Source organism: Pseudarthrobacter sp., assembly GCF_036675385.1.
Classification (GTDB): Bacteria; Actinomycetota; Actinomycetes; order Actinomycetales; family Micrococcaceae; genus Arthrobacter.
Genome location: NZ_JAKFFD010000114.1, coordinates 1 through 16,291 on the forward strand (window position 1 = coordinate 1; position 16,291 = coordinate 16,291).

15 protein-coding genes and 1 pseudogene are annotated in these 16,291 nt (G+C 65.7%); 10 read left to right on the forward strand and 6 right to left on the reverse strand.

What is annotated here, in order from left to right; genetic code table 11:
* Positions 1-176 (reverse strand): annotated as a pseudogene (locus V6M49_RS09050) (citrate:proton symporter); the annotation flags it as partial.
* A gap of 126 nt (positions 177-302) precedes the next feature.
* Here V6M49_RS09050 and V6M49_RS09055 point away from each other — a divergent pair.
* Positions 303-1,022: a GntR family transcriptional regulator gene (locus tag V6M49_RS09055; protein WP_141139122.1), complete on the forward strand. Its 720-nt coding sequence runs from the start codon at positions 303-305 to the stop codon at positions 1,020-1,022.
* Between the two features lie 3 nt (positions 1,023-1,025).
* On the opposite strand, the gene V6M49_RS09060 is transcribed toward V6M49_RS09055, so the two are convergent.
* Complete coding sequence (locus tag V6M49_RS09060; protein ID WP_210412385.1) at positions 1,026-1,346, reverse strand: putative quinol monooxygenase; 321 nt, start codon at positions 1,344-1,346, stop codon at positions 1,026-1,028.
* A 106-nt stretch (positions 1,347-1,452) separates the two neighbouring features.
* On the opposite strand from V6M49_RS09060, the gene V6M49_RS09065 reads away from it, so the two are divergent.
* The 3 genes from V6M49_RS09065 (at position 1,453) to V6M49_RS09075 (ending at position 4,031) form a co-directional block, all read left to right on the forward strand.
* Positions 1,453-2,538, forward strand: coding sequence for an Ldh family oxidoreductase (locus tag V6M49_RS09065; RefSeq protein WP_332760913.1), 1,086 nt, complete (start codon positions 1,453-1,455; stop codon positions 2,536-2,538).
* 456 nt (positions 2,539-2,994) lie between these two features.
* Complete coding sequence (locus tag V6M49_RS09070; protein WP_332760914.1) at positions 2,995-3,576, forward strand: helix-turn-helix domain-containing protein; 582 nt, start codon at positions 2,995-2,997, stop codon at positions 3,574-3,576.
* 104 nt (positions 3,577-3,680) lie between these two features.
* Positions 3,681-4,031, forward strand: a complete 351-nt coding sequence (locus tag V6M49_RS09075; RefSeq protein WP_332760915.1) for a DUF1761 family protein — start codon at positions 3,681-3,683, stop codon at positions 4,029-4,031.
* Positions 4,032-4,094: 63 nt separating this feature from the next.
* Here the strand turns inward: V6M49_RS09075 and V6M49_RS09080 are convergent, their stop codons facing one another.
* A complete protein-coding gene (locus V6M49_RS09080; protein ID WP_141139125.1) occupies positions 4,095-4,694 on the reverse strand; it encodes a hypothetical protein in 600 nt (199 codons plus the stop codon).
* Between the two features lie 143 nt (positions 4,695-4,837).
* Here V6M49_RS09080 and V6M49_RS09085 point away from each other — a divergent pair, with 143 nt between their 5' ends.
* Complete coding sequence (locus V6M49_RS09085; RefSeq protein ID WP_332760924.1) at positions 4,838-7,279, forward strand: phosphoketolase family protein; 2,442 nt, start codon at positions 4,838-4,840, stop codon at positions 7,277-7,279.
* On the opposite strand, the gene V6M49_RS09090 is transcribed toward V6M49_RS09085, so the two are convergent.
* The 3 genes from V6M49_RS09090 to V6M49_RS09100 all read right to left on the reverse strand — a co-directional run bounded on the left by V6M49_RS09090 (position 7,276) and on the right by V6M49_RS09100 (position 9,963).
* Positions 7,276-8,028 (reverse strand): DUF429 domain-containing protein, encoded by a 753-nt coding sequence (locus V6M49_RS09090; protein ID WP_141139126.1) that lies wholly within the window; start codon positions 8,026-8,028, stop codon positions 7,276-7,278. The two genes, V6M49_RS09085 and V6M49_RS09090, sit on opposite strands and share 4 nt — an antisense overlap.
* Positions 8,025-9,380 carry a carboxylesterase family protein gene (locus V6M49_RS09095; RefSeq protein WP_332760916.1) on the reverse strand — a complete coding sequence of 452 codons (1,356 nt, stop codon included), beginning with the start codon at positions 9,378-9,380 and terminating at the stop codon, positions 8,025-8,027. Before V6M49_RS09095 ends, V6M49_RS09090 begins: the two co-directional genes overlap by 4 nt.
* 94 nt (positions 9,381-9,474) lie before the next feature.
* Positions 9,475-9,963 (reverse strand): inorganic diphosphatase, encoded by a 489-nt coding sequence (locus V6M49_RS09100; RefSeq protein ID WP_056347687.1) that lies wholly within the window; start codon positions 9,961-9,963, stop codon positions 9,475-9,477.
* Positions 9,964-10,116: 153 nt separating this feature from the next.
* Here V6M49_RS09100 and dacB point away from each other — a divergent pair, with 153 nt between their 5' ends.
* The 5 genes from dacB to hpt all read left to right on the forward strand — a co-directional run bounded on the left by dacB (position 10,117) and on the right by hpt (position 16,126).
* On the forward strand, positions 10,117-11,613 hold the full coding sequence (gene dacB, locus V6M49_RS09105; protein ID WP_332760917.1) for a D-alanyl-D-alanine carboxypeptidase/D-alanyl-D-alanine endopeptidase: 1,497 nt from the start codon (positions 10,117-10,119) through the stop codon (positions 11,611-11,613).
* 496 nt (positions 11,614-12,109) lie between these two features.
* Positions 12,110-13,102, forward strand: a complete 993-nt coding sequence (locus V6M49_RS09110; protein WP_332760918.1) for a hypothetical protein — start codon at positions 12,110-12,112, stop codon at positions 13,100-13,102.
* 132 nt (positions 13,103-13,234) lie between these two features.
* Positions 13,235-14,368 carry a zinc-dependent metalloprotease gene (locus V6M49_RS09115; protein ID WP_056347689.1) on the forward strand — a complete coding sequence of 378 codons (1,134 nt, stop codon included), beginning with the start codon at positions 13,235-13,237 and terminating at the stop codon, positions 14,366-14,368.
* Between the two features lie 114 nt (positions 14,369-14,482).
* Positions 14,483-15,544, forward strand: coding sequence for a tRNA lysidine(34) synthetase TilS (tilS, locus tag V6M49_RS09120; protein WP_332760919.1), 1,062 nt, complete (start codon positions 14,483-14,485; stop codon positions 15,542-15,544).
* 30 nt (positions 15,545-15,574) lie between these two features.
* The gene (gene hpt, locus V6M49_RS09125; RefSeq protein ID WP_141139129.1) at positions 15,575-16,126 is read left to right on the forward strand and encodes a hypoxanthine phosphoribosyltransferase; all 552 of its coding nucleotides are present in this window, start codon (positions 15,575-15,577) and stop codon (positions 16,124-16,126) included.
* The last annotated feature ends 165 nt before the right edge of the window (positions 16,127-16,291 follow it).

The window sequence follows — 16,291 nt, forward strand, 5'->3', positions numbered from 1 at the left end:
GTGGGGGCGAGCTTGCCAACAGACTCCATCACCATGTCCCCGATACCGAGTCCGGCACCTGCGAACAGGCCGAAGGCAAGCGGAACGAGGATCAGGGTGGCAATGGGCGTGGCCTTCTTGGCCATGACTAGATACATGAATAAGGCGATCATCAGAAAGCCGAGTGCTACGAGCATCATTGCTCCTTACTAATTACAAAGTGGGACCCGCGGAGGGCGGTAGTGACTGGGCACACACAAAGATTACATGTATACAATGCTGTGCACAAGACCGTACGCAGTCCGGGACATATACTGGGACGCATGGTGGAACACGATGGCGCGAAGCCGCTGGGCAAAACAGAGTCCGTTTACCTTCGACTCAAGTCGGAGATCGAAAACGGCGACTTCCAGCCCGGTCAGGCCCTGACCGAATTCATGCTTGTGGACCACACGGGCGCTTCTCGGACCCCGGTGCGCGAGGCGCTCCGCCGGCTGGCTGCCGAGGGGCTGGTGAACATAGCTCCCCGTGTGGGCGCAACGGTTGCGCGAATATCGCTGCGAAGCGTCCGGGAGTTGTTTGACTACCGCAGGGTGCTGGAGCCCGCGGCGATCCGGATGGTCGTCGAGGAGGCCTCGGCCAATCCAGAAATCGCCCAAACGTTCGGTGGGATCGAGGCCAGGTTTGCCGCGCTGGCCAACGAGCCCCAAGCCAACGACTTCATTGACGAGTACCGCGTGCTGGCAGAGGAGTTCGACGCGGTCTTGAATGACTGCACTCCCAACGAGCATCTGTCGCGAGCGATCCGCGAGCTCCGCCCCCACACGGCGCGGCTGCGGCGTATTGCACATGCGGACCGGGACCGGCTGATGGATGCCATCGAGGAGCACCGGGGCATGTGCCGGGCTATTATTGACGGCGATGCGGCAGCCGCCGCGGAGGCACTGCGGCTCCACCTGGTGCACGTTGATGAAGCGATCTTCAGGGCCCTGCTGTCCCCGGGGCGCGACGCCCGGGGCGGGGATGTTGACCTGGTTTCCTAGTGCCTATTCGGACCAGCTGAACGAACTGCGCAATTCGCCGCCCACGTTGACCTGGCTGCCCGGAACCACCACGCGGGCAGCGATGTCGCGGTAGGTGAAGTAGTGGGGAGCCTGCTTGTGCTCTTTCTCAAACGCGTCCTTGTCCCGATAGATCTCGTAGAACGCGAAACGGTTGGACTCGTAATCTCCCAGTTCGATGACGTCGAACCGGAAGCAGCCTGCCTCGTCGCGAACTGACGCGCGGGCATTCTCTGTAATGGCCTTGAGAAATTCCTCGCGTCCTTCAGGGGTGACTTCAAGGGATACCCAAAGGCTGAACATCATTTTCTCCTTCTCTCGGACTGCTGTTCATGTTATTGTATACATATAGATGTACAGTATGGTGTGTCGCCAAAGACGGTGCCGCCTGCTCCATGAAAGGACACAACCGATGCCGGTTACGCAACCGAAGGTCAGCCGGGACCATTTGGTCCCGCAACACATTGCCGGCCTCGCCGCCGAAATCCTCCTCGCGCATGGTGTTCCGCAGGACGACGCTGATCTTGTGGCGGACAGCCTGGTCCAGTCCGACCTCTGGGGGCACCAGTCCCACGGCGTACTCCGATTGCCGTGGTACGTCGAGCGCATCCGAAAAGGTGCCATGAGCGCGGTGACCGAACCCGAGACGCTGGTGGATACCGGCGCACTCCTGCTTTTGGACGGCAAGGACGGCATAGGCCAGGTCATCACCGAACGGGCCCGCGTTGAGGCCGTTGCCCGCGCCAAAGCGCACGGCGTCGGGGCCGTGGGCGTTCGCAATTCCAACCATTTTGGGACGGCGATGTACTACACGCGCCGCGCTGCCGCCGATGGCTGCGTGGCCATCCTCACTACCAACGCCTCCCCGGCCATGGCGCCGTGGGGCGGTCGGGAGAAACTGATCGGCACCAATCCATGGTCTATCGCCGCCCCTTACGGCGACTCTGCGGTCGCCGTCGACATTGCCAACACTGCTGTGGCCCGCGGCAAAATCTATCTGGCGCGCCAGCGCGGCGAAGCTATCCCTGATTCGTGGGCGCTGACTCCGGATGGCGCGCGGACCACCGACGCCGCTGCCGCCATCGACGGCGTGGTCCTGCCGATGGCCGGCCACAAGGGCTACGCCATCTCCTTCATGATGGACATCCTTTCCGGCGCTTTGACCGGCAGCCAGGTAGGGAAGGGAGTAAACGGCCCCTACATGGCGGACAAGCCCAGCGGCTGCGGACATATGTTCATCGCAATCGACGTGGCAACGCTCGGCTCCCCGGCGGACTTCCAGGCCAGGGTCACGGAACTGATCGAAGACGTCAAAGCAACACCGCTGGCCCAGGACGCGACCAAAATCTACTATCCAGGCGAAATCGAGGACCGGAACGACGTCCGCCACAGGGCTGAAGGCGGGCTGGTGCTTCCGGAACAGACCCTCAGGGACCTGCACCTCCTGGCGGAACAGTCGGGCCTTGACGCCACGGCTGTCCTAGGCGAGCGGCCCTGAGCCCCATCCACAGCGACGCCCTGCCGGAATGAATCCCACCGGGCGTCCCCTCTTCATAGGTGTTCCTCGGCGCACGGCCGCGCGTGGGCGCTGAGGCGCCTTCCCGCATCTGGACTCCCGCCGGTCGTACACTGCTGGTGTGCTCTACGAGGAGTGTCCTGCCCCGGCCCGGCTGCAGCCGTACGTCAGCCGCTTCTGGTTTGTGCGCGGAGCTCTGGCTGCGAAGTACGAAAAAATCCTACCGGGCCATCCGCACACCTGATTCTCAACCTGTCCTCGCCATACCGCCTGATCGACCCGTTTGCCGGGGCCGGGGCCTGGGGGCCTGAACGGGGCGCGACGGTACCGGGCACCACCGAACGGGGCGCCACAGAGGTCGCCGTCGGCTTCTATTCCGGCGTCCAGCGCAGCTACCTCATCAGCGAAAACCCGCCGCAACTGTTCAATATCGGGGCTGTGCTGGAGCCTTACGGCATCGCCGCGTTGACTGACGTGCCGCCGTCGCAACTGCAGGGCACCGTGCAGGACACGGACCGCTTCCTGCCCGGATTTTCGGCCCTGCGTGACCGACTGGCAGACGCCGATCCGGCCGCCGCCTTCGAGGCGCTTGATGCCTTCCTCACGTCCCGGGTCCTTGGCGGCGTGCGCCACCGCACGCGCGTGGACGAGCGCACGCAGGCGGCAGTGGCACTGCTGACAGAGGAGGACATCCCGGTGGCCGAGCTGAGCCGCCGCCTGGGCATCAGCCCGTCCACGCTGCAGCGCATCATGATGCGCGACTGCGGGATCACGCCCAAAAGCTACGCCGACGTCTGCCGTTTCTACCGCTTTGTCAACGCCGCAGCCCAGCTGCCCGCCGGCAGTGCAAGCGGCGGCGAGCTCCTGGCCCTGGCCGATTACTACGACCAGCCCCACCTGATCCGCACCTTCCGGCGCTTCAGCGGATTCACGCCGTCGGAATACCTCCGCCTCATCCGCCAACACGGCCCCGATTACGCCACCTTCGTTCCCTTGGAAACCCCGACGGCGGTCCGCTGAGCGGGTGCCCAGCCTGCCCGCCTCGCGGTGCGGCTTTTCTACAAGACCATACGGATTTCCGCCGCTAGCATCGGGCTATCCCCCCTTGAAAGGCGGATGCCCCCATGGCCATCAACATCAACTGGCTGGCCGTGCTGCTGGCCGCCTTGGCGAGCTTCATCGTGGGAGGGCTCTGGTACTCTGTGCTCTTCGCGAAGGCATGGCAGCGCGAGGCCGGTGTTACGGATGAGCAGCTGAAGCACGGGACCGTGCGGGTTTTTGTGGGATCGGTCCTGCTCGCAGCGGTGATGGCCGTTGTGCTCGCGGCGTTTATCGGCGACGGCGGTGCCGGATTCGGTGCCTTGGCCGGGCTGGCTGCGGGCGCGGCCTGGGTTGCGGCTGCCTTGGGCGTCACTACCTCTTTGAACGCCGCAGCCTCATGCTGTTCGCCATCAATGCCAGCTACAACATCGTGACGTTCACGGCGATGGGGGCGATCATCTGCGCCATGCAGTAGCGGCGCCGTAAACTCGCTGCGTTCAGCGCACCTCGAGGATGAGCGCCAGCAGCCGTGCGGCGGCGGGACGGGCAGCGTGTTCCTCGTTCCATTGGGACCGGGCCACTGCCTTGCTGACGGCCTGCGTGGTGATGCCGAGTTCCTGGGCCACCGCTTTTTGCTGTCCGCGGACGCCGGGGGTCATGAGGTCCAGGACGCGCCATTCTGCCCCGGATCTGTCCCGCACAATATGGCCCAAAAGCCGCAGCACGGACTCAGCTTCGTAGGCGATGTCCGCCAGCGGTCCTTCCACGGCAATCGGGATGCGTTCCTTGCTGTTCCGGAGCCGGTCCACCGCGCGCCGGGCATAGATCAGGCCGTGGCCGGAGGCATCCTTGATCTGGTTGGGAAGCGGCTCGTTGACCGGCCCGACGCCGAGCCCCACGTACCAGGAGCCGCAGCGCAGGGCGATCAGGGCAGCCTCCACGGCCTGATGCGGGCAGTCCACAATGCCCTGGACTTCATCCTCCACCGACCGGTCGAAATCCAGGCGCGCGGGTATGTGCCGCAGGTCCTTCAGCAGCTGAGGGACGCGGTCGCCGTCGCGCCGGCTGTCGGTCTGGTTGATGGTCAACGTGAACATGTGAAACACAGACTACCGGTTAGTAGTTGGCCCAAGGCAAGTCTGCGAGGAGTCCCTCAGGGGCAGGGTTGTGCAGCGTACCGATAGGTGTTGCGATGGAGGCTCGGCTGCCGACGGCGGCGCGCAGCTACGTGAGGATGGTCATGGCCGGCAGCATGGGGCAGGACAGTTTGGGGCAGGAAACACTGGACCTTGTGGACCGTTGGTGGCGGGCCGCGAACTACCTTTCCGTGGGGCAGATCTACCTGCGCTCAAATCCGCTGCTGCGGGAACCCCTTGCTGCGGACCACACCAAATCCAGGCTCCTGGGCCACTGGGGCACCACTCCCGGGCTGAACTTTGTGTACGCACACCTCAACCGTGTGATCCGCCGGGACCAACAGGAGATGCTCTTCGTTGCCGGCCCGGGCCATGGCGGTCCTGCTGTTGTGGCGAACGCCTGGCTTGAGGGCACGTACTCGGAAATCTACGGCCAGGTGGGCCCCGACGAGGCAGGAATGGCCGAACTCTTCCGCCAGTTTTCCTACCCCGGCGGCATTCCCAGCCACGCGGCGCCGGAAACCCCGGGTTCCATCAGCGAAGGCGGTGAACTCGGGTACGCGCTGGCCCACGCCTACGGGTCCGTGTTCGACAATCCCCAGCTGATCACCGCCGTCGTGATCGGCGACGGCGAGGCCGAAACGGGGCCGCTCGCGGCGAGCTGGCACTCGCACAACTTCCTGGATCCGGCCGCGGATGGTGCCGTCCTGCCCATCCTGCACCTGAACGGCTACAAGATCGCCAACCCCACTATCCTGGCGCGCATGCCGCAGGAACAGCTGGAGCAGCTGCTGCGCGGTTACGGCCACGAACCGTATTTCGTGACCGTCGAGGACCCGAACGACACGGAGCAGGCGCACCGGGACTTCGCGGCCGCCGTCGACACCTGCCTGACCGGGATCCGCGCCATCCAGGACTCCCGCCGGGGCGGGGCGGGCGGGACAGCGGACGACGGCGGCACTGCGGCCGGTGCCGCAGGAAGCGGCGCTTCGCCGCACTGGCCCATGATTGTGCTGCGCTCGCCCAAGGGCTGGACGGGACCGCGGATAGTGGACGGACTCCAGGTGGAGGGCACCTGGCGGAGCCACCAGGTCCCGCTGGCGGAAGTCCGCACCAACGGCGCACACCTGAAACAGCTGGAGGAGTGGCTGAACTCCTACCGTCCGGAGGAGCTGTTCGACGCCGAGGGCAGGCTCAGGCCCGACGTAGCCACGAATGCGCCCACCGGAAACCTCCGGATGAGCGCCACCCCGCACGCCAACGGCGGACTCCTTCGCACACCGCTGAAGCTGCCCGCCTACGCAGCCCACGCCGTCGACGTCGCGGCGCCGGGAACCGAACGGGTCAGCCCCATGATCACCCTGGGCTCGTGGATGCGGGACGTTATCTCGCTGAACATGGAGAACTTCCGCCTCTTCGGGCCGGATGAGACAGCATCCAACCGGCTTCAGGCCGTCTACGAAGTGACGGACAAGGTCTGGCAGTACCGGATTGACGACGTCGACGAGCACCTTGCGCGTTCGGGCCGGGTTCTGGAGGTGCTCAGCGAGCACCTGTGCCAGGGCTGGCTGGAAGGGTACCTCCTGTCCGGCCGGCACGGGGTGTTCAGCTGTTACGAGGCCTTCATCCACATTGTGGATTCCATGTTCAACCAGCACGCCAAGTGGCTCAAGGTCCACCGCAAGCTCCCGTGGCGCCAGCCCGTGGCGTCGCTGAACTACCTGCTCTCGTCCCATGTGTGGCAGCAGGACCACAACGGTTTTTCGCATCAGGATCCCGGCTTCATCGATCACGCGGTGAACAAGAAAGCCGAGGTCATCCGGGTGTACCTGCCGCCGGACGTGAACACGCTGCTCTCGGTCATGGAGCACTGCCTGGCATCCACCGATTACGTGAACATTGTGGTCAGCGGCAAGCAGCCGTCGCCCACCTGGCTGGGCCCGGCCGACGCAGCGAACCACTGCCGCCGCGGCCTGGGCATCTGGGAATTCGCGGGTTCGGAGGTGCCAGGGGAGGACCCGGACGTTGTTCTGGCCTGTGCCGGGGATGTGCCTACTGTGGAAACAGTGGCCGCGGCCGAACTGCTGAAGCGGGGCGTCCCGGGGCTGAAGGTCCGCGTGGTCAACGTGGTTGACCTGATGCGGCTCCAGGACGTGAGTGAGCACCCGCACGGCCTTCCGGCGTCGGACTTTGACGGCATCTTTACCCCGGACAAACCGATCATCTTCGCCTACCACGGCTATCCCTCGCTGATCCACCGGCTGGCCTACCGCCGCACCAACCAGGACGGCCTGCACGTCCGCGGCTACAAGGAGGAAGGGACCACCACCACGCCGTTCGACATGGCCATGCTCAACGGGATCGACCGCTTCCAGCTGGCCATCGACGCCATTGACCGCGTACCCGGCCTGGCCGAAAAGCACTCGCTGCTGCGGCAGGACCTTCAGGACCGGCGGATCCAGGCCCGCGGACACACCCGCACGCACGGCGAGGACGCGGAGGAGATCCGGAACTGGACGCTGAAGGCCCAAAAGGAAGGCAGCTAGGCCAAGAGATCGGCCAGCTGGCCGGACGGAACGTGGATCCAGCCTTCGGTTAGAGCTGCGGCAGCATAAAGGTCCGGTGGGCGGAGAGTCTGGGTCGCCGCCACGGCGCGGGCGGTCAAAGAGGCGATCACCGCATCAATAAGGTCGTCAGAGGCAGCCAGCCGGTCCTCGTTGCCGGCAAGGTCCAGCCACGGCGCCGCCGCGACCAGCTGCTCCAGAAGCACACCAAGACGCTCGGACTCAGGAGTGCCCCGGCCTTTGTAGCCACGGGCCTGGAGACCCCAGACTTTGAGGGACGCTGCAGGGTAGACCTCGGCTAAGCGGCCGGACCCGTCCCTGGCCTGCGGCCCGTACTCAGCGGCGATCTTGGCCTGTATCACAGCACACCGCATGGCCGGGTGGGCGAGCCGGTCGGCGGAGACGCTTAGCGGAATCAGCCCGGTGTGCCCCGTGACGAAGCGGTCAGTTTCCCGGTAGGCCAGCAGTCGGCGTCCCTCGATGCCGTCGTGGTCCAGGACTGGATGCGCGTCAAAATTCAGGTGTCCTGTCAGGAACGGCAAGAAGGCGTCCGGCCAGCCAACTGGGCAGTCGATCGCGGTCATCGAACTGGCGCCGAACAGTTCCACAATTTCCCTGTCATGCACGTCGAGGGCGAGGTGCTCCAGGCGCGCAATGCCAGCACCCCATTCCAAGACGGCGACGGCCGTCTTTTTGGTCGCCGCTGCCAGATCGACGCCCAGTGTCCTCATCGAGCCGCACGGTACTGCAGCGCGCCGGGAATCCCGCCCGTCTCACCCAATCCGTCGCCGCGGGCAAAGTCAGCCCACAGACGGCGCATCTCGCGGCCCACGGCGTCGATTTCATCCCAGGTTGCGCCCTTGAGGAGCCCTGCCGCGGCCCAGGTCTGCTGGTTTCCGAAGAGCAGCGGCAAATCAACAGTGTGTGCGGCGCGGTAGAAGTTTCCCGGTGCGCCCCAGGACAGCAGGTAGCTGTAGGCCTTGCCTCCCGCGCGGGCGTGGCGGCGGGCAAACTTCCGGGCTGCCCGGCCGTAGACAGCCTCCGTCACCGCCCAGTTAATGGCCCGCACGGCGGCCGCGCCGAGGACCGGGACCTTGCCCAGCCGGCTGACCACCGGACTTCGGGGAAGGAACAGGCGGGCCTCGCCGGAGGTGTGCCCGATCAGCACTTCGATGCCCGGGGCCGTGGCGTTCCAGGCGGCCTCAACGCGTGATTCCGGCGGCAGCGGGGCGTGCCCGTACTGGGTGCCGAACGGCATGGCCGCCATCAGGCCAAACTTCCGGGCCACCTGAGACACGTGGTCTTCGATGTCCACCACGTCCAACATCGGGGTGTCCTCCGTGACGGCTTCGGCGGCGATGCCCATGGCGCGGCTCATCTTGTGCCGGCCGCGGGTGATCCCCAGCGGTGCACTCTGGATGATGGCCCGCTGGAACAGGGACGGCGCCTCCGGAGTGGCCATGAGGTGGGCTACGGAGTCGCCGCCTGCGGACTGCCCGAACGCTGTGACCCGCCCCGGATCCCCACCGAAGGCCGCGATGTTGCGCTGCACCCACCGGAACGCTTCCAGCTGGTCCAGCAGGCCGAGGTTCGCGGGCCGGCCGGTGCCGGTGGCCAGATACCCGAACAGGCCCAGCCGGTATGTAACGGACACCACAATGACCCGGTTCTCGGACACCAGGGACTTGGCGTCAAAGATCGCCAGGTCACCGGAGCCCGACGTGTAGGAGCCGCCATGCAGCCACACCATGACCGGGACCTGCTCGCCGTCGGCAAGCCCGGCCGGAACGGTGATCGACAGGCGCTGGCAGTCTTCACTTCCGGGGAGCTCGCCATACCGGGTGCCCAGGACGTCGTCCAGGAACGGAACGGGGCCCTGCGGGCAGGCGGGCGAGAGGGTGGTAGCGGCATAGCTGGCGGTCCAGTCGGACGCTGCAACCGGAGGTTGAAAGCGGCCTGCAGTGGCATAGGGAATGCCGGTGGCGCGAACCACCTCACCGTCCCGCCACCCTGTGATGGGCCCGCACGGCGGCGCAAAATACGGCGGTTCAAAATACGGGGGATTCGAAGGCTCGGAACTCACCCTCCACCTTAAACCACAACGCGAGGTCACTTCCTGCCCAATTCCGGAGATGGAATGGGCGGGAAGTGACCCCGCGTTGCTGAGACCGCGCGGACTAGTGCGCTGCCGGCACGTAACGCTTGATGGAGGCTTCCAGCTCGGCCTCGGCGGCGGCGCGGTCGCCCCAGCCCTCAGCCTTGACCCACTTGCCCGGCTCCAGGTCCTTGTAACGGGTGAAGAAGTGCTCGATTTCCTTGATCAGGAATTCGCTGACATCGCTGATTTCCTGGATGTGGTCAAAGCGGGCGTCAACCGGGACGCACAGGACCTTGGCGTCGCCGCCGCCGTCGTCGGTCATGTTGAAAACGCCGATAGGGCGGGACTCAACGATGACGCCGGGGTGCAGATCGAAGTCCTGCAGGAGCACCAGTGCGTCCAGCGGGTCGCCGTCTTCGCCCAGGGTGTTCTCGAAGAAACCGTAGTGCGTGGGGTACTGCATGGAGGTGAAGAGGACGCGGTCCAGGCGGACGCGGCCGGTCTCGTGGTCAACTTCGTACTTGACTCGTGATCCCTTGGGGATCTCGATGGTCACGTCATGCTTCATGGAATGCTCCTCGGCAATTGCAGGGGGTTCGCGGCACAGGAGACGAACAACAAAAAGGGTGTCCGTGCCGCCGACTACTATTGAGGATATAGCGAGAGGCCCAGGTTTCAGGAACTTGCGGGGAAATTTCAGGACTTGAGGACCAGCACCAGCATGAAGGAAACATCGCGTCCCGCAGGGATAAGGGCTGCGTTCAGGGGCACGGTCCAGCGCGGACTGCGTGCTTGGCCCACCGCGCTGCTCCTGGCCGTGATCGTTATGCTGGCCCTCCCCGCCGCATGGCTGGTTGCCCCTGCTTTCGTCAGCCCTCCTCCTGCAGCGACACCCGAAGTGCCCGCCTGGCACCAGGCCCCCACCGCGCTTTCCGCCAGAATGGGCCTTTCTCCGCTCACGGAGTCGGCGCCCGTGCCGCTGCCCTCCGCGGTCGCCGCTCAATTGGACGGATTGTTAAAGCCCGACGGCGACGGCAGCTTCACGGGGCTGGTCCAGGATGCGCTCACTGGCCAGGTCCTGTTTGACCGCGGCGGTTCGGAGAGCCGGATCCCCGCCTCCAATATGAAGCTGCTCACTGCCGTGGCTGCCCTCCGCGCAATCGGGCCGGACCACCGTTTCAACACCAAGGTCCTGGCCGGGCCCGCTGCCAACCAGGTGGTGCTCACCGGCGGGGGCGACGTCCTCCTGGGTGCCGGGGAATCCGCGCCCAACCAGGTGACGGGCCACGCCGGAATCGCCACCCTCGCCACCGCCACCGTGAACGCGCTCCAAACGGCAGGAACAACCGGCGAGCTGACGGTCCTGGTGGACGACTCGCTGTTCACCGGCCCAACGCTGAACCCTGCCTGGGCAGACGGGGACGTTGCCGCGGGCGAGGTTGCCCCGCTTTACCCGCTTGCGCTGAACTCGGCGCGCTTTGACCCGGCCGTGACCACCGGCCCCCGCCCGCAGGACTCAGCAATCACCGCCGCCGAGGCGTTTGCCGCGCAGCTCAAGACGGCGGGTGCCGCTGCGGGACTCACGGTAGCGGCCGGCGTCGAACGTTACACCGCACCCTCGGGCGATGCGCCCCGGGCAGAAGAGCCGGCGGTCCTTGCCGAGGTCCAGTCCGCCACGGTCGGCCAGCAGGTGGACCTCATGCTGCAGACCTCGGACAACTACCTGGCGGAGGTCCTGGGCCGGATGGCCTCGGCGGCTGCGGGGGCGCCCGCCAGCAACGACGGCGCCACCGGAGCAGTCCGCGCACAGCTCGCGGATTTGGGCATCCCTACGGACACCATGCGGCTCGCGGACGTGTCCGGGCTGGCGCTGGGCAACCAGGTCTCTGCCCGCCAGTTCGCGGAAGTGGTGCGTGCCATCACCAGCGGGACCAACACGCGTTTGCGGGCCGCGCTGGATGGATTTCCGGTCGCGGGGCTGACCGGAACACTGGACACCCGCTATGTCAATGGCTCCACGGCCCGCGGCGCCGGCCTGGTGCGGGCCAAGACCGGGACCCTGAATTCGGTCATCGCCCTCAGCGGGTATGTGGTGGACGCCGACGGCCGGCTCCTGGTCTTCTCCTTTATCGGCAACGACCTGAAGCCTGGCGCCGCCGGGAACCGGGAAGCCCTGGATCGAGCCGCCACGGCGCTCGCCGCTTGCGGCTGCCGCTAACCTTCTCCTACCGCAACCGGGTTCCTACCGTAACCGCTGCCCTGCGCCGCAATAGTGGTGCCGGGCCCCCACCGTTCGTGCGGGTCCGGACCGCTGTTATGCGGGCCTGCTCTTTTTGGGAGCTAGTACTTGCGGCGCGGCGGGCGGAAAAACAAGTACCGGCTACTCGTGACACTTGACGGAGGCCAGCCCTAGGCTCAACCACACGCGGGCTCCGTGTGTTCGGCTACGCAAAGAACATCCGCCGTCGAAACGGCATGAAGGGGGAGGCTGGTGTCCATTCCGATCAAATTCCGTGATGCCGCCCCGACCCACTCCCGCCAGGACGCGGAAGGCATGACCTTGTGCTCGAGGCCGCGCGTTCGGCGGCTCGCCGCGCCCCATAGAGGGCGTCTTCGGATCGCCTCAGATCCGGCGCGGTTTCGACAGCGCTGCCCCTCGGTGGGCTCCGAAACGGGGCGCCCGTGGCAGTTGCTGAACGCAATAAATTCCGAGAGTGAAGGCCACAATCATGTTCCAGCCAACTAGGCGACTATTAGCCCTCAGTTCCGCTTTCACGCTGCTCCTGACGATGTCGACTGTGGCGTCGTGCGCGGCGCCGGATGCCGGGCAGGCGCAGCCCAACTCCACCGGCACTTCGGGGCCGGCATCGCCGTCAGGGTCACCGACAGCGACAGCGACGTCGCAGGCGCCAGAGCTGTGCGGGCCAGGGTCTGCGGTCAACTTCGACAAGACCGCCTTCCCAGGCTCTCCGACGATCGATAACAAGTGGTTTCCGCTAAAGCCAGGCACCGTGTACACCACCACCGGCACGGTCGCCGCTGAAGATGACACCACCGAGCGGACGGTTACACACACCGTAACCGGCCTGACCAAGGTCATTGACGGTGTGAAAACCCTGGTGATGTGGGACCGCGATTACCAGGACGGGGCGCTGGTTGAATCGGAGCTGGCCTTCTTTGCCCAGGATAACGCGGGAGCGGTTTGGCTCTTTGGTGAGTATCCCGAGGAGTTCGAAAACGACAAATTTGTTGGGGCGCCCAATACTTTCATCCACGGGATTTCGGGGAGCCAAGCCGGAATTGCAATGCAAGCGCAGCCACGGACCGGCACGCCGGAATATGTTCAGGCTCACGCGGCTTCAGTGGGTTTCCTCGATTGCGCGCGTGCCTACGAGGACAACGTAGCGCTGTGCGTCCCCACCGACTGCTACGAAGGCGTGCTGGTGATTGATGAGCACAACCCGCTGGAACCGGATGTAGGCCACCAGCGTAAGTTCTATTCAGACGGCACTGGGCTGGTAAGGGTGACCGCCGAGGGTGGCGTGAAACAGGAAACCCTGGACCTCGAAAAAATCGAACAGCTCTCCGACGCCCAACTGGCCGACGTCAATAAGCAAGCACTTGAGCTCGACCAGCACGGATATGAGGTCAGTAAGGACGTTTACGCTAAAACGGCTCCTGCCGAAGATGCCACCAAGACTCCGTGACGCGAGTGAAGGACAGCGCAACCTGCCGATTTCTGGAACGAACCACAGGCGCAGGTCACCGGATGCCCCGAGCCGTTCGCCGGTCAGCGAACTTAAGGACCATCCGCCGTCCGCTGTGATGTGATGGGGACTATGGAGTCCACTGCGCGTGATTCGTCAGCCCCGGCATCGTCCAGCCCGGCCCAGGCCCTGATCAACTGGGACCTGGCCGCGTCCACGGCTGCCAGGCTGGCCTCGGCGGGGCCAACCCTCAACTCGGCGGAAATCGGCGAAGCCGTGGACAGCCTGCGCCGCCTCGCGGACGCCTCCGTCCCGCATGTCCACGAAATCACGGGCCTCGAAGCCGCACGGGACCTCCGAGACTCCTCTGTCCTGGTGGTGGACCGGGCCAGCTGGGCCAAGGCAAACACACAGAGCTTCGCCGTGATGCTCAAACCCGCCATGGACAAAATGCTCGAAAGCCGCCGCGGCAACGTCAGCCCGGCGGCGGCAAGCGTCAGCGGCGCCATCACGGGCAGCCAGCTCGGCGCTGTCCTGGCGTTCCTGTCCAGCAAGGTCCTGGGCCAGTACGATCCGTTCGCCGCGTTGGCCGAGGGTTCCAAAGCGCCCGCCGCCGGCCGCCTGCTGCTTGTGGCGCCCAACATCGTGGCTGTGGAGCGCGAGCTCAACGTCGCACCGGACGATTTCAGGCTCTGGGTCTGCCTGCACGAACAGACTCACCGGGTGCAGTTCGCGGCTGCGCCCTGGCTCCGCCACCACATGCTTTCCGAGATCGACAACCTCAGCGGGCACCTGCTGGGCAACGTTGATTCGCTGATGGAGCGTGCCTCCGCCGCCGCACGTTCCCTCAAGGACCGGACCGCCACCGGCAATACTCCCGGACGCGGCGCCATCCTGGACCTGCTGCAGAACCCCGAGGAAAAGGCGTCGCTGTCCCACCTGACGGCCGTGATGAGCCTGCTGGAGGGCCACGCCAACGTTGTGATGGACGCCGTCGACGCCAGCATCGTCCCTTCCGTCAGGACCATCAGGCAGCGCTTCACCGACCGCGGCAAGGACCGCGGCGTGATGGAGAAATTCATCCGCAGCCTCCTGGGCCTGGACGCCAAGATGCGCCAGTATTCCGACGGCGCCAAGTTTGTCCGCGCTGTAGTGGACGTGGCCGGGATGGAGGGCTTTAACCGGGTGTGGGAATCCGCGGACAACCTCCCGACCGAGCCCGAAATCCACGACGCCAAGCTGTGGGTCGACCGGATGGGCTTGTAGGTGCCGCACGCCCCAAACGTGCCGGACGCCCCAAAAGTGCCGGAAGCCGGCACGGCTTCAAGCGGACGACGACGGCCTGGCCGGCTCGCGCCCGTCGTCGGCAAGGCGCGCAAAATGGTCCAGAACGCCCTGGCGGACGCCGGCTATCCGGCCCATGTGCTGGTGGCCTGCAGCGGTGGCCCGGATTCGATGGCCCTCGCTGCGGTGGCGGCCTATTTCGCCCGCCGCGGCCACGTTGACGGGCACCCACTGACGGTCGGCGCCGTCGTGGTTGACCACCAGCTGCAGGAGGGCTCGGCCCAGGTGGCTGCGGCAACAGTCCAGACACTGAAGGAACTGGGTCTTTCCCCGGTGGACCTCCGGACCGTCACCGTCGCCAGCACCGGGATGGGCCCGGAGGCCGCCGCCCGGGATGCCCGCCATGCAGCGTTGGAGGCGGCGGCCCAGGAGCGCGGAGCCGCGGCCATCCTGCTCGGCCACACCCTGGACGACCAGGCCGAACAGGTCCTGCTGGGTCTTGCCCGCGGCTCCGGAACGCGCTCGCTTGCTGGAATGCGGCCTGCCCGCGGCCTGTTGCTCCGGCCCTTCCTCGGCCTGCGCCGCGCGGACACCCTGGAGATCTGCGACGTTGAGGATCTCGAGCCCTGGCACGATCCCAGCAATGCGGACCCGTCGTTTGCCCGCTCCCGGACCCGGGTGGAAGTACTGCCGATGCTCGAGGAAAAACTCGGGCCCGGCGTGGCTGAATCCCTGGCCCGGACAGCGTCCATCCTGCAGCTGGACGCCGACTATCTGGAGGACGTGGCAGATCGCACATTTGCAGCCTTGGCCGAGCGGTCTGGACCGGAGGTCAGTCTCCCGGAGGAGGCTCTGGGGGAACTTTCCCCGGCCATCAGGTTCCGGGTCATCGCCAAGGCAGCGGCCGACGTCGGGGGCCAACAGCCCAGCTACCAGCGCCTTCTGGCAGCGGAAGCGCTGCTGCGCCGGCAGGGTTCTGCCGGTCCCGTGGAGCTGCCTGGCGGGGTGAGCGTGTACCGGCTGTCCCTCGCCGAGCTGGCCCAGCGGGACGCTGCGGAAACGCGGCCCGACGGTCCCGACGGCGGCGCCCCCGTTCCCCGTGAAGCGGCCCGCTGTGGGAAGCTAGTATTCCGGCCTCAAAAACCGTCCCAAGAATAGTCGCACCCCGCATCTACACAGGAGCCATTGGTGGATTCAATCGACGTCCAGGCAGACCTCAAGCACGTTCTCTACACCAAGGAACAGATCCAACAGCGGATCGCTGAGCTCGCTGCGCAGATCGACAAGGACTACGAAGGCCGCGAAATCCTTCTGGTCGGTGTACTCAAGGGCGCTGTGATGGTTATGGCCGACCTCGCCCGCGCGCTCCACAGCCACGTTTCGATGGACTGGATGGCAGTGTCCTCCTACGGCTCCGGCACCCAGTCCTCGGGTGTTGTCCGGATCCTCAAGGACCTGGACACGGACCTGATGGGCAAGGACGTCCTGATCGTCGAAGACATCATTGACTCCGGCCTGACCCTGTCCTGGCTCAAGACCAACCTGGAATCCCGCGGCACCGCTTCCGTGGAGATCTGCACCGCCTTCCGCAAGCCCACAGCCGCCAAGGTGGAGATCGACGTCAAGTACGTCGGCTACGACATCCCCAACGAGTTCGTAGTGGGCTACGGCCTGGACTACGCCGAAAAGTACCGCAACCTGGACTTCGTGGGCACCCTCGCCCCGCACGTTTACGAGTAAAGACTCAGGCACGGCATTGCCGGCGGCGGCCTCTTCGGAGGCCGCCGCGGGCATTTAAGGCGCCGAACGTACAGGGTCGGAAACTTACGTCTTCCTGTTTGGGGCTTGCCCTCAAATGAGAAGCCAGATGCGTGATCGGCAATGTGGATCCGACACTGGCGTGAG

Bases quoted from the DNA above. Each gene is read 5' to 3' on its own strand.
- V6M49_RS09055 (WP_141139122.1), top strand. From the start codon at position 303: ATGGTGGAACACGATGGCGCGAAGCCGCTGGGCAAAACAGAGTCCGTT.
- V6M49_RS09060 (WP_210412385.1), bottom strand. From the start codon at position 1,346: ATGATGTTCAGCCTTTGGGTATCCCTTGAAGTCACCCCTGAAGGACGC.
- V6M49_RS09065 (WP_332760913.1), top strand. From the start codon at position 1,453: ATGCCGGTTACGCAACCGAAGGTCAGCCGGGACCATTTGGTCCCGCAA.
- V6M49_RS09075 (WP_332760915.1), top strand. From the start codon at position 3,681: ATGGCCATCAACATCAACTGGCTGGCCGTGCTGCTGGCCGCCTTGGCG.
- V6M49_RS09080 (WP_141139125.1), bottom strand. From the start codon at position 4,694: ATGTTCACGTTGACCATCAACCAGACCGACAGCCGGCGCGACGGCGAC.
- V6M49_RS09085 (WP_332760924.1), top strand. From the start codon at position 4,838: ATGGCCGGCAGCATGGGGCAGGACAGTTTGGGGCAGGAAACACTGGAC.
- V6M49_RS09090 (WP_141139126.1), bottom strand. From the start codon at position 8,028: ATGAGGACACTGGGCGTCGATCTGGCAGCGGCGACCAAAAAGACGGCC.
- V6M49_RS09100 (WP_056347687.1), bottom strand. From the start codon at position 9,963: ATGAAGCATGACGTGACCATCGAGATCCCCAAGGGATCACGAGTCAAG.
- dacB (WP_332760917.1), top strand. From the start codon at position 10,117: ATGAAGGAAACATCGCGTCCCGCAGGGATAAGGGCTGCGTTCAGGGGC.
- V6M49_RS09115 (WP_056347689.1), top strand. From the start codon at position 13,235: ATGGAGTCCACTGCGCGTGATTCGTCAGCCCCGGCATCGTCCAGCCCG.
- tilS (WP_332760919.1), top strand. From the start codon at position 14,483: ATGGTCCAGAACGCCCTGGCGGACGCCGGCTATCCGGCCCATGTGCTG.